The sequence below is a fragment of the Oceanisphaera ostreae genome (assembly GCF_042676125.1).
GTDB classification, from domain to species: domain Bacteria; phylum Pseudomonadota; class Gammaproteobacteria; order Enterobacterales; family Aeromonadaceae; genus Oceanimonas; species Oceanimonas ostreae.
Window position 1 is genome coordinate 134,261 of sequence record NZ_JBHTJS010000035.1, and the last position, 22,759, is coordinate 157,019.

The following is a 22,759-nucleotide window of genomic DNA, read 5'->3' on the forward strand; positions in this document are numbered from 1 at the left end:
ATCCAGCCCTCTTGTATAACTATATTAAGTAAGATAGCTGAGGTTGTACAAGAAGATCAAGGTTGTATAGGAAAATAATATAAGTCGTGCCGAAATAGTCTTAAACGATGTTAAAACGCAAAAGCCCCGACCAATGATACTGGTCGGGGCTTTTGGTCTCTTTTCTTTACCTAAACGCTGGAGGTTTAATCCAGCTGGCTGCGTAGCCAGTTTAGTACTTCAACATACGTATCGGGCAATAACGGCTGCAACGTATCGAGTGCCGCTTTCGTGTCGGTGTGTGAGTCGAGGCAAAAATTAATATGCCCCACTTTTCGACCGGGACGAACATCTTTGCCATACCAATACAGCTCGGCGCCTGGCACGGTTAGCCATTCGTCTTGGCGTTCGGTACCCACCAAGTTCACCATTACGCTGGTGTTTTTCACCGTGGGTTGCACTAATGGTAGCTTAGCCACGGCCCGTAGATGAGCTTCAAACTGGCTGATATTGGCGCCCGCTTGAGTCCAGTGGCCACTATTGTGCACGCGAGGTGCCAGCTCGTTAACCAATAAGTCGTCGCCCACCCGAAAGCATTCCATGGCCATCACGCCCACATAATCGAGGTGATGCATCAGTTTACCTAGCATCTGCTCGGCTTTTTCTTGTAAGTGAGCCAAGCGCGCTAACGGTGCCACCGAACCCAGCAAAATACCGTTAACATGCAAATTCAGCGTTAATGGGTAAAAAAAGCATTGACCATTAGCACCGCGCATTCCTACCACCGACATTTCTTCATCAAAGTCGATGGCTTGCTCGGCAATGGCTTCTTCATGCCAACCTTGCGGAATAGCATCCAAGCCGGGCTCTCGTAGCCAATGCTGACCGCGGCCGTCATAACCGCCGGTGCGACGCTTTAATAAAACTCGCTCGCCCAGCTTTTGATGTAAACCTTGTGCCTCGGTGTCATTACTCACTAGCTGCCAAGGTGCGGTGGCTAATGCCAGCTCATCAATCAACGATTTTTGCGTAAAGCGGTCGGCTAATAGAGGAAACGTTTGCAAGTTAACAAAAGCCGGATGGCTGGCCAGCTGCCGAGTTGCGGCCGTTTCAGGCCATTGCTCTCGTTCGGCTGTTACCTGCTCGTGATCCTGTAGAGGAAAGGTCTCTTCAGACTCAATATCCACCGGCTGTACGTCTAAATTCAGTGGCATACCGGCATGCTTTAGCATTTGCCCTAACTGACCTGCACCTAATACCCAAATGCGGCTCATACTTGCTCCCTCGGATCGGGGTTAGCTAGCACGGTGTCGGTTTGCTGCTGGCGAAACGCCTCTAGCCGTTCGGCCAATGCAGGATCGTTATTGGCTAGAATCTGGCAAGCCAGCAAGCCGGCGTTAAACGCACCCGCCTCACCAATAGCCAAGGTACCCACGGCTACACCTTTGGGCATTTGGGCAATAGAAAGCAAGCTATCCATGCCGTTTAAAGCGCGACTTTGCACTGGCACACCGAGTACGGGCAAGCGGGTTTTAGAGGCCACCATACCGGGCAAATGTGCCGCACCACCGGCACCGGCAATAATCACTTCAAAGCCGCGCGCTACCGCCTCACTACTAAATGACATTAGGCGGTCTGGCGTACGGTGCGCCGACACCACTTCTACTTCATAGGCGACTTGCAGCGTATCCATAATTTCTGCAGCACCCTGCATGGTGGGCCAATCACTTTTTGAGCCCATGATGACGGCAACTTTTGCTTGCATGACTACTCCTGTTCAACAAGATTAAGGCGATTTCACACTAGAGAAAACGCTCAGCATTTTGGTGGATCTGGGGGAGCGCGAATTATAGCGAAATGTGGGTTTGTCGGCTAGTCAAGTCCGCTACAAACTGGCTGTAGCTGGACATAGCCCTAAGGTCAGGTTAAGGTATTTGCTTGTTATTCGTTACCTGCAACATCAACACAGGAGGTGTTACACCCATGTTAGGTGTCATCGAAGCTTTACCTTAAGTCACGACCTTCTGTGTCGTCGACCATACATCACTCGGCTATCGCCAACGTCTCAAGCTACCGTTTTTATTCATCGCGCTTAATCGTCGCTTTTAACTAACCGTTTATTAACGCTATTTTTGCGTCCGTTGCCGCCAGCCTGGTCGTCTTATTTTACGTTTCTGCAGTTGCCTTAAGCGCCACTGTAGCTATGCGTTTTCCTGTAAATCTGCTTGGTGTTCTTATTCGAGCAAACAACGGAGACTTCCTTGGAACTCTATCAATTTTCTACCGCAACCGTACTGCTGTTACTGGCTGCCTTTTACGGCGGCACCTACTTTTTAACCACCTTTATTAGAAAAGACCAAGAAGATACCGATGCTTTTATGGTATCGAATCAACGCATTGGCTTTGGTATGGGTGCCGCCAGCATGACGGCAACTTGGATTTGGGCCGCTTCATTTTATGCCGCCGCCACCTCCGGTTATCAATATGGTGTTTCGGGACCCTTGCATTATGGCTTATGGGGGGCGCTGATGATTTTGTTCATTTATCCCTTTGGTCGCCGCTTTCGAGCATTAGCACCTAAAGCGCATACCTTGGGCGAGCTGATTCATGCGCGCCACGGTTCGTCCAGCCAGTTAATTTTAGCTTTCTCGAATTTGTTGGGCAGTATCATCAGTTTAATGGTGAACTTTACCGCCGCCGGTGCTTTGGTTGCCGTGCTGTCCCCGTTATCCTTTCAAACCGGTATTATGATTGCCGGTGTCGGTGTGCTCAGTTATACCCTGTGGTCTGGTTTTAGAGCCTCGGTGTTTACCGACTTCGCTCAACTGGTTGCACTGATGGGAATCGCGATTGTAATTATCCCCGCGGTGCTTTTTGCCATGGGCGGTCCCAGTGTCATGTTGGAAGGTTTCAATAACATGAGCTTGGAACAATCGAACTTGTTCTCGATGGAGGCTATCTTAAACCAAGGAGCCCCCTTCTTTATTGCCGTATTAGCCTACGCCATCGGTAATCAAACTATTGCGCAACGCTTGTTTGCAGTGAACGAAAACCACATTAAATCGACGTTTCTAACGGCCACTTTAGGCTACGGCGCCATCGTGATCGGCTTAGGCATGATTGGTTTAATGGCATTAACCTTAGGCATTGAGCCACTCAATGGTGAAGAAAATAACCTGATCCCACAAATGGTATCAACTTATCTTTCACCGGTATTTATCGGGTTATTTTTTATCTTGGTGATCGGTTCTTTATCTTCCACCGCCGACTCCGATTTATCGGCGCTGTCCGCTATTGTCATGGCGGACGTCTATGGTAAAAACTTAGCCCGCGGCAAAGTTGACCCCAAACGTATGCTGCTTATTGGTCGACTAACCATGGTCGCCGCCACCATGATTGGCATCATTTTGGCCAGTTATTCATTTGATATTTTGGTGATGCTGGTGTTTGTAGGCGCACTGTGGGGAGCCATCGTGTTTCCAGTGATCGCCAGCTGTTATTGGGATCGCATTACCAACGCAGCCTTTACCAGTGCCGTTCTCACCGGCTTAGCCCTGTTTTGTGTCGCACGTTTCGAGCTATTGCCTATGACCGGTCTCATGGGGTTGCTGTTTGAGCTAGTGGCCTTTATCGGCGCAGGCGTGGTGATCGGCTTAATGGCCTTTGGCTTTTTCGGTAAGTGGGTAGGCTTTGTCGCAGGCGCTATAGCCGCATTGGCGATGACCTATTTTGCCACCGGATTCTTACGTGAATACACCGTATTGCTATCGTCTCTGGTGGCATACGGTGCCAGTACTTTAGTGTGTGTCGCGGTTAGCCTGTTTAGCAATGAGCGCTTCGACTTTGACCTTATCGCCCAGCGTGTGGGTCATTATGATGATAGAGCTGAACTAACCGCGGCTATAAGTAATAAAGCGAGTACTAACTTAAACCCTGTCCGTCTGGCGAAGGAGTCTTCATGAGCGAATTAATATTAGGTGCATATGTTTTAATCTGGCCCGCGCTCACCTCGGTAATACTTTGGGTGATTTGCCGTGCGGTATGGAAAGACATTAAAACGGCAAAAAAAGAAAAGCGCGGGCTGGTTTAACGGCAAGCGAGTAATAAATAAAAAGGCGAGCATAATGCTCGCCTTTTTTGTTTGTCTGTTTAGTTTATTAGTTATGCAGGTTTTTACGACGTAATATCGGCAAACATCGGCAGTCCGGTGCAAAATTCCGCCAGCAACGGGAAATGCCAGGGCCGCTGGCTGGTATTCATGGCCAATATTGGCTCAGCCAGTGCAGCAGTGCGAGTTGAAAGGATGAAGACATCAGACTCGGTTCCCATGTCGACTCATAAGCTCGGGTTCGGGCTTGGGTTCGGCCAGCAGCCAGCTTGCCTGTCGTCGCTCCAACTCGGCACCTTGCGGCCCCCGCCCATGCTCTGTCACCACCACTCGGCCCTGCTCGACGCACAGCACCGTCTGGGCTCGGGTGCCGTAGTCCGGACTCTGAATGAAGATGGACGACAACAGGCTTTCCCATTCTGGGCCGACACCGGTGTTGGGCAGCTGATCGAGCGCGGCCCGAGTATCGTCGTCGAGCAGGCCGAAAGCCGTTTCGTCACGAACAGAACTGAGTTCGGCCAGCCCTTGCTTGAGACGTTCCACCTTGGGCCAAGGAGTATCGAGTATGGCGTTAGACAAGCCATAGAGCCCAGCCTCCAGCCGACGAGCATCCGCGTCGGAGCGGTTGTTGGCATACCACAACTCACCGCGGTTCATATCGCCCAACAATAGATTGAAGCCCGGGTATTCATCTCCACGGCTCAGCACCTGCTGTAAATAATCCTCACAGCCGGTCTGGGTACGCAAAAAGTCAGCCACCAGCTCCCCCCGGCTTCGCTTCTCTCTACTTTGTTCGCCTGAGAGGGCTGCGCTTTCCCGTACATTGGTCAGGGCGGCAAAACGCCCCTCTCGGGTCAGGCCCAGCCAAGTACCCTTGGCCTTCAGATCTCGACCGGCCCAAATATTGGCATCATCCGGCCACCAGTGGGCCGGCGCCGTGGGGCGAGCATAAAATTCGTCCCGGTTGGCAAGCAGATGCAAACGGCCGTGTTCCGGCTGCCAAGAAAAAGCAATAAGACACAAAAGTGAAGTTCCTCAATAGGATATCGATAAAGCCATACTTACTCCCAAGTACCGAGCCAATCCATTATCAGGGCTGTTCTGGTGCGTCATTTCTTATGCGCATAAAACTGGCGAAGCGTGGGAGCTGTTGGCTGGTTTCGCCCTGATAACGATAAGTCACGGTAGAACCTATTGGTGGTGGCTGCTCGCGCTGTTGATCACTAAAACCGGTGCCCAGTTTAAAACGTCGACCGTCTGGGGTTTCGACTAACAGTGCCCCTAACATTCCCTGATATTTCCCCAACCCTGGCAGATGGGCTACAACTTGTGCTTCAGCATCTTGAAACTGCTTTAATTTCAGTAAGTCTTGATGGCGACCCGCTTGGTAAAAGCTCTGTCGGTGACGTAGCATCAAGCCTTCGCCGCCATCGTTATCTACTTGTTTAAGCAACTCGGCCAGCTCAGCGTTATCATTCACTAACCGCTGCTCAACGAGCTGCAAATAGGTTGATTGTGCACTCGGTACCAACTGCTGTAATACTCGCAGTCGCGCTTCAAATGGCTGAGTACTCGCCGGTAAATCAAACACCATAAACCGAATATTGCGCCATTCACTATCAACAGCTTGATAACGACGCACGGCCGCCGATAATGCTTCAAATTTACCGCGTCCCAACCACAACTCACCGTCCAGAGGCAAGTCAGGGAAACCGGCCACAAACCAGTCGGGCGCAGAAAACCGATGACCGCGGCGTGACAGTAACTCGCGCCCGTTCCAATAAGCACGCACGCCATCCAGCTTTTCGCTGACTCTATATAAACTAGCGTCTTGTTGTTGATATTCCGCCGCTAACTGCAATGGCGGTTGGGCTATGCCCTCAGCGTATGCCGCGCTAGATATTAGTATCATCGGCACCCACAACGGCAATGTGTTCATAATATCCCCTCCTTGGCTGACAACAACGAGACTGTATGAAAAACAGCCGTCAATCATCAAGCATAGTCCTTGGGGCTACAGTAAGCCTTACGCTATACGCCGTAAGTAATAGGCCAACGCCGTTTTTCTTTAACTTACAGCGTACGGCTTACCGCGGCCCGAAGGAGCTCGCTTATGGCTGAGCGCGGTGTTTTCGGTCTTAGTCGGGCACTACGTTGAGCGGCCGTGCGGCAGACCACCCTGCTACTAATTGCCCTAACTGTAAGACCAACATTAATAGCAAAGCCCATTGCCAGTTACCGTTGAAGTCCCGCATCAACCCCAGTGAAACAGGCCCGAATGCAGCCAGCAAGTAGCCAATGCTTTGCGCCATGGCCGATAACGCGGTGGCTTGTGCTGTGTTGCTGGAACGCAACACAAAAAAGGATAAAGCTAGGCTCAACGCACTGCCGCAACCCACGCCAATAAAAGAGGCCCATAACAAAGGAGCTGCCGCTGGTTGCCACCAAAGACCGGCGATGCCTGCAAAAGAGACCACAAAAGTCCCCAATACTAATAGCCGCTGATTACGCATTTTGGCGGCGAATATTGGTACCAGCAGGTTAAAGGGAATGCTAACTAAATTGATAAGTGCGGTTGCCGTGCCCGCTTGCTGGGCATCTAAACCGCTTTCTAATAATATTTTAGGCAGCCAAGTAGCCATTGAATAAAAATAAAACGACTGCAGCCCCATATAAAAGGTAATGGACCAGGCAATTTTATCCCGCCATAGGCTGATCCGTATCGGGTTGGCTGGTCTGCCAACCCCTTTTACTCGGATCATCGGCAACCAAAACAGCACACTAAATAGCGGAAATATTGCCCACATAGCTACCGGCACACGCCAGTTATCAAACTGCTCCAGTAAAGGAATGGCCAGGTAGACGCCCATACCAGCTCCCGCACTTAAGGTCACCGAATATAGACCGGTCATTAGCCCTACTTTGTGTGGAAAAAAGGCTTTTACCAAGCCGGGGATCAACACATTTAACAGCGCAATGGCCGAGCCCAGTACCAAGGTCCCCAGAATGACCAAGGCGTAATTATCTACCAGCCTGAGCCCGACCCCAAGGCTTATCACCATGAGCCCAACAATCGATAGCCACTGGGGTGCCCACCTGCGCGTTAACCAAGGCACGCAAATAGACACAATGCCAAAGCAGAGTAGCGGCAGTGTGGTCAGCATGCTAAAGGCACTGGCACTAATGTTGAGGCTATCACGTATCTCCATGACTAAAGGGCCTACCACCACTAGCCCACCACGTAAGTTGGCGGCCGCTAGCATCAGCGCGACTATCGCCAGCAAGGCAATAACGGGGCGACCGACAAAAGGTCCGTTGGGCGAGCTTGTCGTCATTATTATTCCTTAAGGTGCGTAATTAAATGAATAGCCAAAGCCGGGAGCGATAAAGTGAACTGAGCTTAAACGGTCAAGATGCATCGTTTATTGCTTATTGGCAGCAAAATAAAAGCAGTCCATGTTAGGATCTGTCTGCACAGAGAGCAAATAGAAGTACTCATATATCTAGCCGCAGACCCCTTTCTTATATGGTATATGGCAGAATTCGGACTTAAGCGGTAACAATAGGAAATATGATGTTAGATCCAAAACAGGTCACGGCGGTTATTTTGGCCGGTGGTGAAGGTCGCCGTATGAAAAAGGCGGATAAAGGGCTGATTACCTTGTGGGGTAAGCCTTTGATAGCGCATTCATTAGCACGCCTTACCCCACAAGTGGCTAGTGTCATCATTAATGCCAATCGTAACCAAGCCCTCTATCAACAATATGCCCCCGTCATTACTGACAGCCTTACCGGTTTTGCTGGCCCGTTAGCCGGATTTGAAGCCGGCCTTCGCCATGCCCTTAGCGAGTGGGTGTTATTTGTACCCTGCGACAGCCCCTTGGTACCCGCCGATTTAGCCGAGCGACTGTGCGGTGCCGTTACTCATGCAGGTCAAATAGCCATCGTGGATGATGGTATCCACTTACATGCCGCTACCGCCCTACTACACCGGTCATTATTGCCATCGCTACAGAATTATTTAGCGGTCGGTGATCGTAAATTACAACTGTGGTTTGCTCAGCACGAATTATTAAAAGTAGACTTTAGTGACCAAGTTGCAGCTTTTACAAATCTCAATACCCCAGAGGCATTGGCGCAGTTAGAGCAAGAACAGCCGAAAGACCATTTCGCAACGGAATCCGCGAAACCCACGGAAAATAGTAATAAAGCCTAAAACAGAGACCTTATGGAGGGGAAAAGATAACGTCTAGCTCCGACGAAATGCAAGAATAAACATTCGCTTACAAAAGCTCGCTCTCTTTAAATTTAGGGGGAGGTATTTGAGTTAGCTCTTACCCCGTAAAATATTTTTCAGATTTGATCTTTATTTTTCCGTGTATTCCGTGGCAGAAAAGTTTTTCATTTTTAAAGTCACCCTGTTGCACAGGATCAAAAAAGGACGCCGAGGCGTCCTTTTTTAGTACTTGCTAATTACAACAGTAACAAGCGATTACGCTTTGTACTTGCTGAATACTAAGCTGGCGTTGGTGCCGCCGAAGCCAAAGCTATTAGACATAACGGTGTCTAACTCAACTTCTTTGTACTCGGTGACGATTGGCAAGTTTTTCGCCTTTTCGTCCAGCTCGGTAATGTTGATGCTCGGTGCAATAAAACCGTGCTCCATCATTAGCAAAGAGTATACCGCTTCGTGCACACCTGCCGCACCCAGTGCGTGGCCAGTCATGGCCTTGGTAGCAGAGATGAAAGGCGCATTATCACCAAATAAGCTATTAATGGCTTCCAGCTCTTTTACATCCCCTACCGGAGTAGAAGTGCCGTGAGTGTTGATGTATTGCACAGCAGCCGGGGCAGTGGCCATGGCTTGTTGCATGCAACGTACTGCGCCTTCGCCAGACGGAGCTACCATGTCGTAGCCGTCTGAAGTGGCACCGTAGCCGGTAACTTCGGCGTAAATTTTAGCGCCACGCTTTAACGCGTGTTCTAATTCTTCTACTACGACCATGCCGCCGCCGCCCGAGATAACAAAGCCATCACGGCCCGCATCATAGGTACGAGAAGCCAGCTCTGGCGTGTCGTTGTACTTGCTAGACAAGGCACCCATGGCATCAAACTGCAGCGCCAGCGTCCAGTCAACTTCTTCACCACCACCGGCGAATACGATGTCTTGCTTGCCAAGCTGAATTTGCTCTAATGCATGGCCAATACAGTGTGCAGAAGTGGCACAGGCCGAGCTAATGGTATAGTTGATACCCTTGATTTTAAACGGCGTCGCCAAACAAGCAGATACGGTTGAAGACATGGTACGTGGCACCATGTAAGGACCCACGCGACGAACGCCTTTGTTACGCAAAATATCGCACGCTTCAATTTGGTTCTTAGACGAAGCGCCACCTGAGCCTGCGACTAAACCAGTACGCTCATTGGACACCATAGATTCATCTAAGCCTGAATCGGCAATTGCCTGCTCCATGGAAAGATAGGCAAAAGCGGCTGCATCACCCATAAATCGCATCACTTTACGATCAATATGTTCAGACGGAACCATGTTTATATTTCCCCAAACATGGCTGCGCAAGTTATGATCAGCAAACTGCTGGGAGAAGCTAATACCGGAGCGGCCCGCCTTGAGTGAGGCCAAAACCTCTTCTTGATTGTTACCAATGCTGGACACTACACCGATACCGGTAATGACTGCTCTTCTCATCTATCCTTCCTACTGTATTGATTTAGCGCCAATTCTAACCATAAAAAATGGTCAAAGTGGTCTGCTTTCACATAAAATAGCCGCTTTTACGGCCCCGGAGGTTCAGTGTCACCCCACTTCATTACAACCGCGTGTCTGGACTGGAATGACCAGGGCACGCCGGTCGCCGCTGCGTTCGACGATGTTTACTACTCTAACAACGATGGTTTGGCGGAAACCCGTTATGTGTTTCTCAACCAAAGTGGCCTGCCTGACCGTTGGGCGCAACACGATCGCCCGCTGTTTGTAGTGGCCGAAACCGGCTTTGGCACCGGTTTGAATATGCTGGCCACTTGGCACGCCTTTATCAATTATCGTCGGCAACATCCGCAAGGTAACGCCCAGCGTTTACATCTGATCAGCGTAGAAAAGTTTCCACTCTCCCATTCCGATCTAGAGCAAGCTCTAGGCCAATGGCCAGAGCTTAGCACTTTAAGCGAACGTTTGTTAGCTGAATATCCTGTTGCTGTTAATGGCTGTCATCGGCTGTGGTTGGACGAAAATGTGAGCTTGGATTTATGGTTAGGCGACGTGGCCGAGGTGCTTCCACAAATGGAAGCGGGCCTGTCAGGTAAGGTAGATGCTTGGTATTTAGACGGCTTTGCGCCGAGCAAAAATCCCGACATGTGGACGCCCGAATTATTTCAGCAATTAGCACGCTTAGCGCGCAGCGGTGCCACGTTGGCCACTTTTACTGCCGCCAGTGTGGTGCGTCATGGACTGACTGCCGCAGGATTTTCCATGACACGCGTTAAAGGCTATGCCCATAAACGTAACATGCTTACAGGAGTGTGCTGCGCTAACCCTCGTCCGCCCTATCCTACGCCTTGGTTTTGGCGGCGACTCGGTCAAGTAAGGCATACCGTTATCGTTGGTGCAGGCATTGCCGGTGCTAGTCTGGCTTATGCGCTCACTCGTCGCGGCCAGCGAGTGACCTTACTTGAACAACATGGCGAGCCTGCCGCGGGCGCGTCGGGTAATCGACAAGCTGCGGTATATCCGCTGCTTAATGGCGAACATGACACCTTGAGTCAGATTTACTTACAGGCATTTTTATATGGCCGACGCCTACTGCCCGCTGTTATGGAGCCCAATCATGTGCCCCATGACTGGTGTAGCGTGGTACAACTGGCCTTTAATAACAAAAGTAGCGCTAAAATTAACAACCTCTTAGCGCAATTTAGCACCGACATCGTACGACCGTTAACGGCTGAACAAGTAAATACCCGCACCGGTATTAGCGCCAATCTTTCAGGGGCCGAATATCCATTAGCCGGCTGGGTCTGCCCCTTTGAACTCACCCGCGCTTTGTTAACCACCGCTGAGCAAACGGGCCTATTACGCTGCCACTATCACACCGCACTCAAAACACTCACCCAGCAAGACGACTCTCAGTGGCAACTTGAGATTGAAACCTCGGCGCCAGAGGCAAGTTCATCATTAGAAAATGCGCCGTTAGTCAGCGCTCTTCAAGCAGACAATGTGGTCATTGCTAATGGACATCAAGTAAGGGACTGGCCTCAAACTCGCCAGCTTACTATTTCGTCGGTGCGTGGGCAGGTCAATTATCAGCCCAGCACGCCCACATTAGCGGGGCTTAAAACCGTGGTGTGTTACGAGGGTTATTTAACACCAGCATGGCAAGGTCATCACTGTGTGGGAGCCAGCTATGCGCATGATCAAGAGACATTAGATTATCAGGCGCAAGATGAGCAAGACAACGTCGAAAAACTGACTCGCACCCTGCCCGCGCTTGATGATTTAACCCCTGTTGCCGGTGCTGGCCGGGTAAGCGTACGTGCCGTGTGTCGTGATCACCTGCCATTAGTGGGCGCAGCGCCTCATAAAGCACAGCAGTTACAGCAATATCAGCACATGCCACAGCGACATAAAGAAGCATTGCCGTTAGCCGCAGATTATGCCGGTTTATATATCTTTTCGGGGCTGGGTTCACGCGGGCTATGCACTGCACCTTTGCTAGCGGAAGTGTTGGCCGCACAATTATTAGACGAGCCTTATCCGTTAACCAGTACTCAATTAGCGGCGTTAAACCCTAATCGGCTGTGGCTGCGCAAACTACTAAAAGGAAAACCCGTTACAAACAGTGAGATGTGAGTCGTAAACACCGCTTTAAGCTTTACGCCATATGCAAAGAAAGAGGGGAGTATTTATCTTTAACTTACGGCGTACAGCGTCTAGCTGCTATTTATTGCGTTTATCGCTGCCCTTCAGCCGGGCGGATCAGACCTAAATGACGGCCGTAATCGTTTTGCTGTTGAAAATCACTTAATAAAGTACGGGCGATGGTTAGCTGATGATAACCAACATTGTCAGCCACTTTCTGTAGCTGCTGACAGTTTGTTTGCGGAGCAATATGAAATAACGACTCTTCTAACCACTGGGCAGAAAGCAATGCCCGCTCTCTTACTAAACGCTCGTAACCAGTTAGGGCTAATCGATAATTCTGCCACGCAGGGGTTTGTGGCCACTCGAGCGGCTCAGTGACGGTAGCGGTTAACGACACTAATACATGAGACGGCTGACAACCGGTGTCGGTTTGCTGACCCGACAATTGCCAAGACAACTGATAATCAACATCGGCTAAGTTGGGCTCTAGTGCACTAGAACCATAAATATCCACGGTTTGTCGCGCCTTAAGTATCATCTCATTGGCCGACACCGGCATTGCCAGCAATAGTACTAAGGCACAGCCTAGCTGTTTCATGATAGCTCTCCGACATTCATATTTGCTGCCAATATTTCATCATTATAGGCGTTAGAACAATCCAAGTCATTTGAGCCTAAAATTATCTGACCGAATCAAGCAGCAAAATATCCAGTAAACTTAATAGACAACCTGACATCTTACGCTAGCACCGATATAGTGCGCACATTGTTAATTGGTTGGAGTGCTGCATGATCACAGCATATACCTTAGACGGAACCTCTATCAACATTCAGCCACTCGATCTAAAGAGTGCTGTTCCGCACAATACCTTGTGGCTCGATATTTTTAAACCTGACGAACAAGAGCAGCTGTGGATGAAACAGCTGTTTGTTGAAGAGTTACCAGAGCTCGACGAGCTAGATGATATTGAAGCCTCAGCCCGTTTTTATCGCGATAAAGACGGTCTGCATATTCATTCGCTGTTTCCACAGCGTATGGGCAAAGAAATAGACGGCATTAACGTACTTTTCACCCTTCGTGACGACATCCTGATCACCTTTCGGGAAGATGATCTGGGGCTGATGCGCTTGTTGCGCCATTATATGCGCCAAGACAAGCTAGAAGCGGATAACCCTACCGACTTATTACTGGAAATATTTCAGCTTAAAGTCGAGTATATTTCTGACTTAATCGAAGACGGCTATAAAACCCTTGAAGGAACCGCCAAGCAGGTACTGCACGTGGGTGATTTGCACACCACTATGTCGGAGCTGATGCTACAAGAAGACGGTAATGGTCATATTCGGCTCGCATTGTACGATACACGCCGCGCCTTGCGCTTTATGAAGCGCTCAATGCGCCAAGTATCAGACGATGAGCAACGCCGCTGGATTGATGAAATGCTTTATGACATTGAGTCACTACTGCCGCACACTCAATTCCTATTCGATAAAATTAACTTCCAGCTTGATGCCGCCTTGGGCTTTACCAGCCTAGAACAAAGTAAGGTGATCAAGATTTTCTCGGTAGCGGCGGTGGTGTTCTTACCCCCAACCTTAATTGCCAGTATCTACGGCATGAACTTTGAAATTATGCCCGAGCTTGCCTTTGATTATGGCTATCCTATGTCGTTGGTGATGATGTTGATGTCGGCCTGTGGCACCTATTATTTCTTTAAACGCAAAGGCTGGTTATAACCCCAGCCGACGAGGAACTCTCTATGTGGAAAAAACTGATATTGGGCGGTGTAGCCGCCCTGATGCTGACCGGCTGTGATAACAATGAAGTAGGAGATGTCTCTCTTGGCTTGTTTACTACCAAAGATATTAAAATAGAGGTACTAGCCGACCCTCTCGTGCCCGGTGTGACCTGCCATATGTCGAACGTTGTGGCCAATTTAAACTTGGCTGATCCTTCAGATATGTCCATCAGTTGTCGGCAAACCGGCGAAATTACCGCCTCCATGATAGCGGCCATTGATAAATCAAAAAGCGGTGATGTGGTGTTTAAGAAATCGAAGAGTATCTTCTTAAAAAGCCTGAAAATACGTCGTATATATGATGATCAGAGCCAGTCATTACTCTATTTAGCGTACAGCACCAAAGAAACCAGTGGCAGCTATAAGCACGCTATGTCTACTGTGCCATTGTGGAGCACTGAAGCGTATCAACAGCCTGTTCAGCCCTAAGCTCCTGCGAGGAGCGGTCAGACAAAGACTTATCTGCCACGCTTCCGTGCTGCTAGTTGCAAAGAGGCGTGGCAAACATGGGGCTATATTTACACTTTCGCTGGCAGTTTACGACTACCCGCAAAGGATTCATATTTAGGAAGACCTGTGCAAAAAATTCAAGACGGTGAGTCGTATGTTGAACAAACCTTTAGCCGCTTATCGTTAGTCGACGGGCACTTTATGGGCATTGAGTTTGAAGATTGCACCTTTGAGCATTGTGATTTTTCGGGCGCACACTTCTCTCGCTGCAAGTTTATTGATTGTACCTTCAAGCACTGTAATTTAAGCCTGATGCAGGTGCCAAGCACTCGTTGGTTTGGCGTTAGTTTTACTGAGTGCAAATTAGTTGGCGTCGATTGGACTAAAGCCGACTGGCCGGTGTTTCACTTGGACTCAGAACTGAGCTTCAAGCAATGCATTCTTAATGACGCCTCATTTTTTGGCTTAACACTACAAGAGCTCACTCTGGATGAATGTAAGTGCCATGAGGTGGACTTTAGAGAGGGGGATTTTTCTAGCTCATCCATGACTCACTGCGACTTTACCAACAGTGTGTTTATGCGCACCAACCTACAACGAGTCGATTTTGCCGAGTCCGTTAACTTCAATATTGATGTATTAGAAAACAAGATAGACAGCGCCAAATTTTCCCGCTACGAGGCACTAAGCCTACTGTATAGCCTCAATATCGAGCTGGTGGATTGAAGTAACAGCTATACGCCTTGCGCTGTACGCGATCCGCTAAAAATAAACATAGCGCCAAGCTAAAAGAGAACACCGTCTTTTGTTGCCCCTTCACCGTCTGCTTAGCATTAAAACCAAAAGCGAGATCCTGACGTGCGTCAGGAAGACGGCATAGAGACAAGCACCGTCCTAGGCCGTCTTACTGGGCTTGACCCAGTATCTCGCACTTAGGCACTTAGACCTAAAAGCAGGTCCTGACCGACCTCATGAAGACAACATTAAATATCGTTGTACGTCTTACGCTGTACGCCGCAAGTAAACAGCGAACACCGCAACCCACTCTTCACTTACAGCGTATGACGTACGGCTGTGTTTTAGCTGCGGATCAGTTGATCGCGCAGGGCATGAATGCGGTCTCGAGTGGCGGCGGCCTGTTCAAACTCGAGGTTTTGCGCGTGCGTCACCATAACTTTTTCAAGCTCGGTGATCTGCTTATCCAGCTCTTTAGCGCTAGGAATATGCTCGGGGAACTCTGCTTTATCCTTGGCGCGCTTTGAACCAAACCGCTTAGTGCCGTCTAGGTCTAGCACATCGGTAACGGCTTTGTTTAGGCCTTTAGGTGTAATGCCATGCTCTTGGTTAAAGGCATGCTGCAACTCACGACGTCGTTCAGTTTCACCGATGGCCGCTGCCATAGAGCGGGTGATCTTGTCGCCGTACAAAATAGCCTTGCCGTTTAAGTTACGCGCGGCGCGACCAATGGTCTGAATAAGCGAGCGTTCCGAACGCAAAAAGCCTTCTTTGTCGGCATCTAAAATAGCCACTAATGATACCTCTGGCATATCCAGCCCTTCGCGCAGCAAGTTAATACCCACCAACACATCAAACACACCTAAACGTAAGTCACGAATAATTTCCATACGCTCAACGGTGTCGATATCTGAGTGTAAGTAGCGCACTTTTAAGCCGTGATCGGATAAATATTCCGATAGGTCTTCGGCCATGCGCTTGGTTAAGGTAGTCACCAATACTCGCTCGTTCACCGCAATGCGCAACCGTGCTTCCGATAACACATCGTCTACCTGAGTTGCCACTGGGCGCACTTCGATCACCGGATCAAGCAAGCCCGTGGGGCGCACTACCTGTTCGGCAACGTCGTCTCCGGATTTTTCCAGCTCATAAGCGCTGGGCGTGGCCGACACAAACACGGTTTGCGGCATCAACGCCTCAAATTCATCGAAGCGCATCGGCCGATTATCGAGTGCCGACGGCAAGCGAAAGCCGTACTCGACTAGCGTTTCTTTACGCGAGCGGTCACCTTTATACATGCCACCAATTTGTGGCACCGTCACGTGCGACTCATCGATGATCAGCAAACCATCACTGGGTAAATAGTCGAACAAGGTCGGCGGTGCTTCACCTTCACCGCGGCCAGATAAATAGCGCGAGTAGTTTTCAATACCCGAGCAATAGCCCAACTCTTGGATCATTTCGATATCAAACTGAGTACGCTGACTAATGCGCTGCTCTTCCAGCAATTTATTAGCTGATAGCAGCTGTGCCTTACGCTCTTGTAACTCAACCTTAATATGCTCTACGGCATCCAGCAGTTTTTCACGCGGAGTCACATAGTGCGTTTTTGGGTAAACAGTAAAGCGCGCCAGCGTTTGTGACACGCCACCGGTTAGGGGATCAAATAAACTTAAGCGCTCTATCTCGTCATCAAATAATTCGACTCTTACTGCTTGATTATCAGACTCAGCAGGAAAAATGTCGATTACCTCACCGCGCACCCGAAAAGTACCCCGCTGAAAGCCCGCGTCATTTCGTTTATATTGCAGTTCGGCCAAACGGCGCAGCATATCTCGCTGATTCAGCACATCGCCGATGCGCAAATGTAGCATCATGCTCAAATAAGACTGAGGATCGCCCAAACCGTAAATGGCCGAGACCGACGCCACAATAATCACATCGCGCCGCTCCATCAGTGCTTTGGTGGCCGACAAACGCATTTGCTCTATATGATCGTTAATGGAGGCATCTTTTTCGATAAAGGTATCTGTGGTCGGCACATAGGCTTCAGGCTGATAGTAGTCGTAGTAAGATACAAAGTACTCAACCGAGTTATGAGGAAAGTATTCCTTCATTTCACCATATAGCTGGGCGGCCAAGGTTTTATTAGGCGCCAAAATCATAGTCGGTCGATTTAGGGTTGTGATCACATTGGCCATGGTAAACGTCTTGCCCGAGCCGGTGACTCCCAGCAAGGTTTGATGCGCCAGGCCCGCATCTATTCCTTCTAACAGCTGGGCAATGGCTGTTGGCTGATCGCCCCCAGGCTGATAGTCGCTGACCAATTGGAAGTCTTTGCTCATTTTACAATCTCCTTTCGTCTTAGTGCCCAGTTTACCCCTTGTGAAGCAGTAAATTTAAGCAAAAACTACCCTTAGGGTAGTAAGTACTAATATTTAAACTTTATCCTTGACCGAGATACCTTAGCTGCGTATCATCTGCGTCCTCTTAACGAGATTCCCCCTTAGTTCAGTTGGTAGAACGCCGGACTGTTAATCCGTATGTCGCTGGTTCGAGTCCAGCAGGGGGAGCCAATTAAGCTGTACATCCTCAGAGTTATCCACTACGTACTTCCTGCTTTAACATAAAAACCCACATTTTGTATCTTTACTCTAATGTCGTTATTATCGGTCAGATAATGAACAATGCTTTCCTGCGTTTTTAATTAAACTATTGATTTTAAATCATTTGTTTTTTGGTCAAAAAATTACCGCTTTATCTAAGAAGCTTGCTACCACTGGCTTTACATGAGTTGTGGGTAGGTAATCCACAGCTTTATCCACAGAAACAGTGGATAACTAGCGCTAAGCCTGATGGCGGCTGGCCCCGCATCATTGTGCATAACCTTGTCGGGTTTCACTCCCTCAAAACGAACTTAAAAGTCAACTAAAAAACCAGCTTGTTTTCTATCTTTATTCACCCCTATTTACAGTTAACTTGCTTGTTACATCTATGTTCATCCGACTTAACTGTTGTTTTCACTGGGTTAGCGGCTTCTACTAGCTGAAGTAGTAAAAAAACAAAGATATTATTTTTTCTAACCCGTTTGCTCACGCAGCTTTATTATCAGGCTGGCAAAATATGATAGGCTTTCAATACTTTTATTATGAGAAGCCAGCCATGCGCTTAATTCCTCTTGTTAATGCCGATCAAGTTTGCCTCTGGGCCGCCCATTATATTGCTGATCGCATTAATGCATTTGCACCCACCGCCGATCGCCCTTTTGTGCTTGGCCTACCTACGGGCAGCACGCCGCTGGGAACTTATCGCGAACTCATCCGCTTGCACCAAGCTGGTGAACTAAGCTTTCGCCATGTCGTCACCTTCAATATGGATGAATACATAGGCCTACCTGCTACTCATCCTCATAGTTATCACTACTTTATGTATGAGCATTTCTTTCAGCACATTGATATCTTGCCAGGCAATATTCATATTCCCAATGGCAATGCCGATGACATGGTGGCTGAATGCCAGCAATATGAAGCGTCGATTCGTCGATTCGGTGGGGTTCATCTATTTATGGGTGGTGTAGGCAGCAATGGACACATTGCTTTTAACGAGCCGATGACACCCTTTGATTCTCGTACCCAAGTCACCACTCTTACCGATATTACGCGCCAAGACAACTCACGCTTTTTTGATAATAACTTGTCTTTGGTTCCTAGCCAGGCGGTCACCGTTGGGCTAGGTACCTTATTAGATGCAGAAGAAGTGATGTTATTGGTGACTGGCGAGCATAAAGCGCTGGCGTTGCAAGCAGCAGTAGAGGGTGAGATAGCCCCCCTGTGGCCGATCTCCTGCTTACGAATACATCAGCGTAGCATGATAGTGTGTGATAAAGCCGCCACTCATGCTCTGCATAATGCACCTGAAATTCAAGATATTGGCGTGACTGCAACGCCGCTATAAATAGAAGGAACAAGTCCGTGTTTGCGCTAACCGAATGCCGCATTTTTAATGGCGAACAATGGCTGGATGACCATGGCGTGATCATCGCGAATGGGCGCATTAGTGCCCTTGTTCCTCGTGCTGCTATAACGCCCGAGATCACATGCCATGATCTCGGCGGCGCTTTACTCAGCGCGGGTTTTATTGACCTCCAGCTGAATGGTTGCGGTGGCGTGATGTTTAACGGCGACATTAGTACTACGACCTTGGCTACCATGCACCGTACTAATTTAGCCTCGGGCACCACCAGTTTTTTGCCCACGCTCATTACCTCGCCCGACGCCGATATGCGCAAAGCCGTGGCGGCGATTCAGGATTATATGGCGACTCACTCGCATCAAGTATTAGGGCTGCACCTAGAAGGCCCCTATACCAACCTAAAGCGTAAAGGGATCCATCCGGCAAAGCTGATACGATCTCTGGACGACACCATGTTGGCGTTCTTGTGCCAACATGCTGACGTGATCACCAAAGTCACCTTAGCTCCCGAGTGCCATCACCCCAGTCATATTCAAACGCTAACCGCAGCTGGCATCATCGTCGCCATGGGGCACACCGCGGCCACTTATGATGAAGCCATGCAAGGGATTGCTGCTGGTGTGGGCTTTGCCACGCACCTTTATAATGCCATGACGCCAACTAGCAATGGTCGTGAGCCCGGAGTAGTGGGTGCGGTATTCGACAGCCCTAAGCTGTATGCCGGTATTATTGTTGACGGGGTTCATGTGCATGACGCTAACGTGCGATTAGCACATAAAATATTGGGCTCTCGACTTTGTTTGGTGACCGACGCCACTGCCGCCGCCGGAGCTCCCTCTGACTTTGATCAATTCGATTTTTGTGGCACCACTGTATGGGTGCGCGACGGCCTATGTGTGGATGAACACGGCACTTTAGGGGGCTCGTCACTTACTATGATAGCGGGGGTTCGCAACTTAGTCGCTCTGGGTATCGAGCTTAAAGAGGCGCTGCGTATGGCCAGCTTATATCCAGCACGGGCCATTGGCCAAGACCAAGACTTGGGCTCGATTGCCGTTGGCAAAGTCGCCAATTTGGTGGTGTTAAGCGAAGAGTTAACCGTTCAAGCCACCTTGGTAAATGGTCAATTTACTAACTAGCTCGGTGACAAGGTACGCTTACCTTCACCGTGTTTCAAATAATCAGTAATAAGTAAGGTTATGTGATGAATAAACTGGTTTATAGCACGGATCCCGACTGGCAAGATCCGGCAACGTCAGCCACTGCGCAAGACAGCCTGTTTCCAGATGATGGGGTGATCAGGTTACGCCGTGAAACCAAGGGCCGCAAAGGCGCTGGGGTTATTTGTATTTATGGCGTGCCCAGCAACGAGGTTGGCGCACTGGCCAAACAACTAAAAAAACAGTTGGGCACCGGTGGCGCCATCAAAAAAGGCGTGATAGAGATCCAAGGCGATCGTTTGGCACAAGTTCAAGCCCTACTCATTAAAGCCGGATTAAAAGTGAAACAAGTAGGCGGTTAAGGGCAGCTTTTCATTAGCAAACGCTCGGCGGTGTTTTGTATCTGCTCTAGCAAGTGTTGCTGTGCGGCGATGGGGGTTTCACCGGCTCGGCGCAGCACATACAGCGTCACCGCAAGCGTTGGATCCAACGGGCGGACTTGTATTTCGCCGACGGGCCCCATTAATGCCGTAAAGGGATCCACCAGCGCCAAGCCCTGCCCTGCGGCTACCATGTCTCGTGCAAGTTGATACGTTTGTACCCGCGTTAGCATGCTCACCGCAGGATCCAGTTCTTGTAAATGGCTGTGCAGCAAGGCGCCCAACCCATCTCGGCCGTCCAAGCCAATTAAACTGAGCCCAGCCAGGCTTTGCAGACGAAGCGGAGCATCACACTCCGCTTTAGGCCAGTAGCCGGCTGGAGCTATCGCCATCATGCGGCTATGCGCGAGTGCCTCAGTCTGCAAGCCGGGGTGCTCGACTCGTTGCAGCGTCAATCCCATATCTGCCTCTTGCAGTAATAACGCCTGCACCATTTCGCGGGTATGGTGAGTGGCCAGCTCACACTCAATATGCGAATAATGCTGGCGCCACTGCCCTAACGCCTGAGGCAGCAGACTTTGTGCCAGCGTTGGCGTGCACATCAAGCGTAACCGAGTTGCATGTGCACCACGCAAGCTGTTTGCTAGTCGTTTAAAGCGCTGTAAGTCAGCAGAGAGCAGCTCGGCTGGCGCTTGCAGCGTTAACGCCTCAGCGGTGGGCTGCAACTTCCCTCGCACACGATGAAACAAAGCAAACCCTAGCTGGCGCTCGGCATGCTGCAGGCTTTTACTCACCGCCGGTTGTGAAATATGTAATAGCTGCGCCGCAGCCGTGAGGCTACCGGTTTGTAAAATGGCTTGAAACAACTCTATATGACGTAACTGCATTAACCAACTCCATAAGCACAGGTATAACCCTAGGTTATACCTGTGCTTTATTTTTTCATTGTTTCTCTGTCACCACAATACCTATGCTGACGTTATTATATTTCGCAGGAGACTCGTATGCGCGTAACTATTGTTGGTGGTGGGGTCATCGGCCTAACGACAGCCTATGCTCTGATCAATAAAGGCCATGAGGTTGATTTATTCGAGCAGAATGATGATGTGGGCATGGCCACCAGTTTTGCCAATGGCGGCCAGCTTAGCTATCGCTATGTGTCTCCACTGGCCGATGCGGGCGTTCCTTGGCAAGCCGTAGGCTGGATGCTTAAACAAAATTCGCCTCTGCGTTTTCGCCCCCGCATTAGCCTCGAACAATGGCGCTGGTGTCTGCAGTTTCTACTTGCCTGCCGTAGCAGCGTCAATCAAGCAAATACCGCGCACCTATTGCGGTTGGCACTGCACAGCCAAGCGGTGCTTCATGACTGGCAAGCCCAGTTTGGGCTGAGTGATTTTGCGTGGCGCGCCAACGGTAAGATGGTCGTTTATCGTAATGGCAGCCATTTCAACCATGCCGCCAGTAAAATAGCCGCGTCTTCATCACAGCAAGTACTTACTCCTCAAGAGTGTGTTGCTGCTGAGCCTTCACTTGTCGATTTAGCACCGCAGTTACAAGGGGGGATTTTCTCTCCCGGAGATGAAGTAGGTGATTGTTATCTATTTTGTCAGCAGCTCTTGCAACAGCTAAACGCGCATCCAAGCTTTACATTACACACCGGTCAGATCGTTAAAGAGTTAGTGGTAGAACGCGGGAAAGTTCGTGGTTTGAAGCTCGCCAATAACGAGGTTGCAGTGGATCACTTGGTGATGGCAGCAGGCATGGGCAGCGTTGGCTTGCTAAACAAGGTCGGTGTAAAGGTGCCGCTGTATCCGCTAAAAGGGTACAGCCTAACGCTACCTGTGGCGGATCACGCGACGGTGCCGCACACCAATGTTACCGATTACGATCGTAAAATTGTGTATGCACGCCTTGATAATCAATTGCGCGTGGCAGCCATGGTCGATATTGGTAACGCCAGCACGGCAATAGATGCCAATAGAATTGCTTCGTTACGCCACCAAGCACAACTGAGCTTTCCTAAAGCGGGGGATTATCAGCAAGCTCAAGCATGGGCGGGGCTGCGGCCCGCAACGCCACAGGGTACTCCTTTGCTGGGTAACAGCGGCATTAACAATTTATGGCTTAATCTTGGTCATGGCAGCTTGGGCTTTACCCTCGCCTGTGCCAGTGCATCTTGCTTGACTCAATTAATTAATAATGAACCGCCCCCCATCGCATTAACGGGATTACAGTTAAACTAAACGGACGTGAAAGGTGAAGGGGAAAGAGTGAAGAGAACAAATATGGGAAAGACTCCCCAT

At 49.6% G+C, this 22,759-nt stretch carries 21 protein-coding genes and 1 tRNA gene; 12 read left to right on the forward strand and 10 right to left on the reverse strand.

Annotated features, from left to right (window positions below; translation table 11 throughout):
- Positions 1-185: 185 nt before the first annotated feature.
- Positions 186-1,253, reverse strand: coding sequence for a 5-(carboxyamino)imidazole ribonucleotide synthase (gene purK, locus ACFQ1C_RS09115; RefSeq protein ID WP_379558292.1), 1,068 nt, complete (start codon positions 1,251-1,253; stop codon positions 186-188).
- Positions 1,250-1,744: a 5-(carboxyamino)imidazole ribonucleotide mutase gene (gene purE / locus ACFQ1C_RS09120; protein WP_379558293.1), complete on the reverse strand. Its 495-nt coding sequence runs from the start codon at positions 1,742-1,744 to the stop codon at positions 1,250-1,252. The genes purK and purE overlap by 4 nt, the downstream gene beginning before the upstream one ends.
- 496 nt (positions 1,745-2,240) lie before the next feature.
- On the opposite strand from purE, the gene ACFQ1C_RS09125 reads away from it, so the two are divergent.
- Positions 2,241-3,941: a sodium:solute symporter family protein gene (locus tag ACFQ1C_RS09125; RefSeq protein ID WP_379558294.1), complete on the forward strand. Its 1,701-nt coding sequence runs from the start codon at positions 2,241-2,243 to the stop codon at positions 3,939-3,941.
- Positions 3,938-4,069: a putative transporter small subunit gene (locus ACFQ1C_RS09130; protein ID WP_379558295.1), complete on the forward strand. Its 132-nt coding sequence runs from the start codon at positions 3,938-3,940 to the stop codon at positions 4,067-4,069. The genes ACFQ1C_RS09125 and ACFQ1C_RS09130 overlap by 4 nt, the downstream gene beginning before the upstream one ends.
- Positions 4,070-4,152: 83 nt before the next feature.
- Here the strand turns inward: ACFQ1C_RS09130 and ACFQ1C_RS09135 are convergent, their stop codons facing one another.
- From ACFQ1C_RS09135 to ACFQ1C_RS09150, 4 genes are all read right to left on the reverse strand, one after another.
- Complete coding sequence (locus ACFQ1C_RS09135) at positions 4,153-4,308, reverse strand: hypothetical protein (RefSeq protein WP_379558296.1); 156 nt, start codon at positions 4,306-4,308, stop codon at positions 4,153-4,155.
- Positions 4,292-5,110, reverse strand: coding sequence for an NRDE family protein (locus ACFQ1C_RS09140; protein WP_379558297.1), 819 nt, complete (start codon positions 5,108-5,110; stop codon positions 4,292-4,294). The genes ACFQ1C_RS09135 and ACFQ1C_RS09140 overlap by 17 nt, the downstream gene beginning before the upstream one ends.
- A gap of 67 nt (positions 5,111-5,177) precedes the next feature.
- Complete coding sequence (locus ACFQ1C_RS09145; protein ID WP_379558298.1) at positions 5,178-6,026, reverse strand: DNA ligase; 849 nt, start codon at positions 6,024-6,026, stop codon at positions 5,178-5,180.
- A 199-nt stretch (positions 6,027-6,225) separates the two neighbouring features.
- Entirely contained in the window at positions 6,226-7,422 is a 1,197-nt protein-coding gene (locus ACFQ1C_RS09150) for a CynX/NimT family MFS transporter (protein ID WP_379558299.1), read from the reverse strand.
- Between the two features lie 239 nt (positions 7,423-7,661).
- Here ACFQ1C_RS09150 and mobA point away from each other — a divergent pair, with 239 nt between their 5' ends.
- Complete coding sequence (mobA, locus tag ACFQ1C_RS09155) at positions 7,662-8,303, forward strand: molybdenum cofactor guanylyltransferase MobA (RefSeq protein WP_379558300.1); 642 nt, start codon at positions 7,662-7,664, stop codon at positions 8,301-8,303.
- Positions 8,304-8,579: 276 nt separating this feature from the next.
- Here the strand turns inward: mobA and fabB are convergent, their stop codons facing one another.
- Complete coding sequence (fabB, locus tag ACFQ1C_RS09160; RefSeq protein WP_379558301.1) at positions 8,580-9,794, reverse strand: beta-ketoacyl-ACP synthase I; 1,215 nt, start codon at positions 9,792-9,794, stop codon at positions 8,580-8,582.
- A 105-nt stretch (positions 9,795-9,899) separates the two neighbouring features.
- Between fabB and mnmC the strand changes: the two genes are divergently transcribed.
- Positions 9,900-11,948, forward strand: coding sequence for a bifunctional tRNA (5-methylaminomethyl-2-thiouridine)(34)-methyltransferase MnmD/FAD-dependent 5-carboxymethylaminomethyl-2-thiouridine(34) oxidoreductase MnmC (gene mnmC, locus ACFQ1C_RS09165; RefSeq protein ID WP_379558302.1), 2,049 nt, complete (start codon positions 9,900-9,902; stop codon positions 11,946-11,948).
- Between the two features lie 100 nt (positions 11,949-12,048).
- On the opposite strand, the gene ACFQ1C_RS09170 is transcribed toward mnmC, so the two are convergent.
- Positions 12,049-12,558, reverse strand: a complete 510-nt coding sequence (locus tag ACFQ1C_RS09170) for a DUF922 domain-containing protein (protein ID WP_379558303.1) — start codon at positions 12,556-12,558, stop codon at positions 12,049-12,051.
- Positions 12,559-12,749: 191 nt separating this feature from the next.
- Here ACFQ1C_RS09170 and corA point away from each other — a divergent pair, with 191 nt between their 5' ends.
- From corA to ACFQ1C_RS09185, 3 genes are all read left to right on the forward strand, one after another.
- Positions 12,750-13,697 carry a magnesium/cobalt transporter CorA gene (gene corA, locus ACFQ1C_RS09175; protein ID WP_379558304.1) on the forward strand — a complete coding sequence of 316 codons (948 nt, stop codon included), beginning with the start codon at positions 12,750-12,752 and terminating at the stop codon, positions 13,695-13,697.
- Between the two features lie 23 nt (positions 13,698-13,720).
- On the forward strand, positions 13,721-14,188 hold the full coding sequence (locus ACFQ1C_RS09180; protein WP_379558305.1) for a CreA family protein: 468 nt from the start codon (positions 13,721-13,723) through the stop codon (positions 14,186-14,188).
- Positions 14,189-14,335: 147 nt separating this feature from the next.
- On the forward strand, positions 14,336-14,935 hold the full coding sequence (locus ACFQ1C_RS09185; protein ID WP_379558306.1) for a pentapeptide repeat-containing protein: 600 nt from the start codon (positions 14,336-14,338) through the stop codon (positions 14,933-14,935).
- A gap of 353 nt (positions 14,936-15,288) precedes the next feature.
- On the opposite strand, the gene uvrB is transcribed toward ACFQ1C_RS09185, so the two are convergent.
- Positions 15,289-17,289 carry an excinuclease ABC subunit UvrB gene (gene uvrB, locus ACFQ1C_RS09190; protein ID WP_379558307.1) on the reverse strand — a complete coding sequence of 667 codons (2,001 nt, stop codon included), beginning with the start codon at positions 17,287-17,289 and terminating at the stop codon, positions 15,289-15,291.
- A 155-nt stretch (positions 17,290-17,444) separates the two neighbouring features.
- On the opposite strand from uvrB, the gene ACFQ1C_RS09195 reads away from it, so the two are divergent.
- The 4 genes from ACFQ1C_RS09195 (at position 17,445) to ACFQ1C_RS09210 (ending at position 20,438) form a co-directional block, all read left to right on the forward strand.
- Positions 17,445-17,520, forward strand: a tRNA-Asn gene (locus ACFQ1C_RS09195).
- A gap of 586 nt (positions 17,521-18,106) precedes the next feature.
- Entirely contained in the window at positions 18,107-18,898 is a 792-nt protein-coding gene (gene nagB, locus ACFQ1C_RS09200) for a glucosamine-6-phosphate deaminase (RefSeq protein ID WP_379558308.1), read from the forward strand.
- 17 nt (positions 18,899-18,915) lie between these two features.
- The gene (gene nagA, locus ACFQ1C_RS09205; RefSeq protein WP_379558309.1) at positions 18,916-20,055 is read left to right on the forward strand and encodes an N-acetylglucosamine-6-phosphate deacetylase; all 1,140 of its coding nucleotides are present in this window, start codon (positions 18,916-18,918) and stop codon (positions 20,053-20,055) included.
- Between the two features lie 65 nt (positions 20,056-20,120).
- On the forward strand, positions 20,121-20,438 hold the full coding sequence (locus ACFQ1C_RS09210; protein WP_379558310.1) for a translation initiation factor: 318 nt from the start codon (positions 20,121-20,123) through the stop codon (positions 20,436-20,438).
- On the opposite strand, the gene ACFQ1C_RS09215 is transcribed toward ACFQ1C_RS09210, so the two are convergent.
- Positions 20,435-21,343 (reverse strand): LysR family transcriptional regulator, encoded by a 909-nt coding sequence (locus tag ACFQ1C_RS09215; protein ID WP_379558311.1) that lies wholly within the window; start codon positions 21,341-21,343, stop codon positions 20,435-20,437. The two genes, ACFQ1C_RS09210 and ACFQ1C_RS09215, sit on opposite strands and share 4 nt — an antisense overlap.
- Before the next feature lie 117 nt (positions 21,344-21,460).
- Here ACFQ1C_RS09215 and ACFQ1C_RS09220 point away from each other — a divergent pair, with 117 nt between their 5' ends.
- Positions 21,461-22,699: a D-amino acid dehydrogenase gene (locus ACFQ1C_RS09220; RefSeq protein ID WP_379558312.1), complete on the forward strand. Its 1,239-nt coding sequence runs from the start codon at positions 21,461-21,463 to the stop codon at positions 22,697-22,699.
- The last annotated feature ends 60 nt before the right edge of the window (positions 22,700-22,759 follow it).

Bases quoted from the DNA above. Each gene is read 5' to 3' on its own strand.
- ACFQ1C_RS09180 (WP_379558305.1), top strand. From the start codon at position 13,721: ATGTGGAAAAAACTGATATTGGGCGGTGTAGCCGCCCTGATGCTGACC.
- ACFQ1C_RS09145 (WP_379558298.1), bottom strand. From the start codon at position 6,026: ATGAACACATTGCCGTTGTGGGTGCCGATGATACTAATATCTAGCGCG.
- corA (WP_379558304.1), top strand. From the start codon at position 12,750: ATGATCACAGCATATACCTTAGACGGAACCTCTATCAACATTCAGCCA.
- ACFQ1C_RS09150 (WP_379558299.1), bottom strand. From the start codon at position 7,422: ATGACGACAAGCTCGCCCAACGGACCTTTTGTCGGTCGCCCCGTTATT.
- mobA (WP_379558300.1), top strand. From the start codon at position 7,662: ATGTTAGATCCAAAACAGGTCACGGCGGTTATTTTGGCCGGTGGTGAA.
- ACFQ1C_RS09130 (WP_379558295.1), top strand. From the start codon at position 3,938: ATGAGCGAATTAATATTAGGTGCATATGTTTTAATCTGGCCCGCGCTC.
- ACFQ1C_RS09135 (WP_379558296.1), bottom strand. From the start codon at position 4,308: ATGGGAACCGAGTCTGATGTCTTCATCCTTTCAACTCGCACTGCTGCA.
- ACFQ1C_RS09170 (WP_379558303.1), bottom strand. From the start codon at position 12,558: ATGAAACAGCTAGGCTGTGCCTTAGTACTATTGCTGGCAATGCCGGTG.
- purE (WP_379558293.1), bottom strand. From the start codon at position 1,744: ATGCAAGCAAAAGTTGCCGTCATCATGGGCTCAAAAAGTGATTGGCCC.
- ACFQ1C_RS09215 (WP_379558311.1), bottom strand. From the start codon at position 21,343: ATGCAGTTACGTCATATAGAGTTGTTTCAAGCCATTTTACAAACCGGT.
- ACFQ1C_RS09210 (WP_379558310.1), top strand. From the start codon at position 20,121: ATGAATAAACTGGTTTATAGCACGGATCCCGACTGGCAAGATCCGGCA.
- purK (WP_379558292.1), bottom strand. From the start codon at position 1,253: ATGAGCCGCATTTGGGTATTAGGTGCAGGTCAGTTAGGGCAAATGCTA.
- ACFQ1C_RS09220 (WP_379558312.1), top strand. From the start codon at position 21,461: ATGCGCGTAACTATTGTTGGTGGTGGGGTCATCGGCCTAACGACAGCC.
- nagB (WP_379558308.1), top strand. From the start codon at position 18,107: ATGCGCTTAATTCCTCTTGTTAATGCCGATCAAGTTTGCCTCTGGGCC.
- fabB (WP_379558301.1), bottom strand. From the start codon at position 9,794: ATGAGAAGAGCAGTCATTACCGGTATCGGTGTAGTGTCCAGCATTGGT.
- uvrB (WP_379558307.1), bottom strand. From the start codon at position 17,289: ATGAGCAAAGACTTCCAATTGGTCAGCGACTATCAGCCTGGGGGCGAT.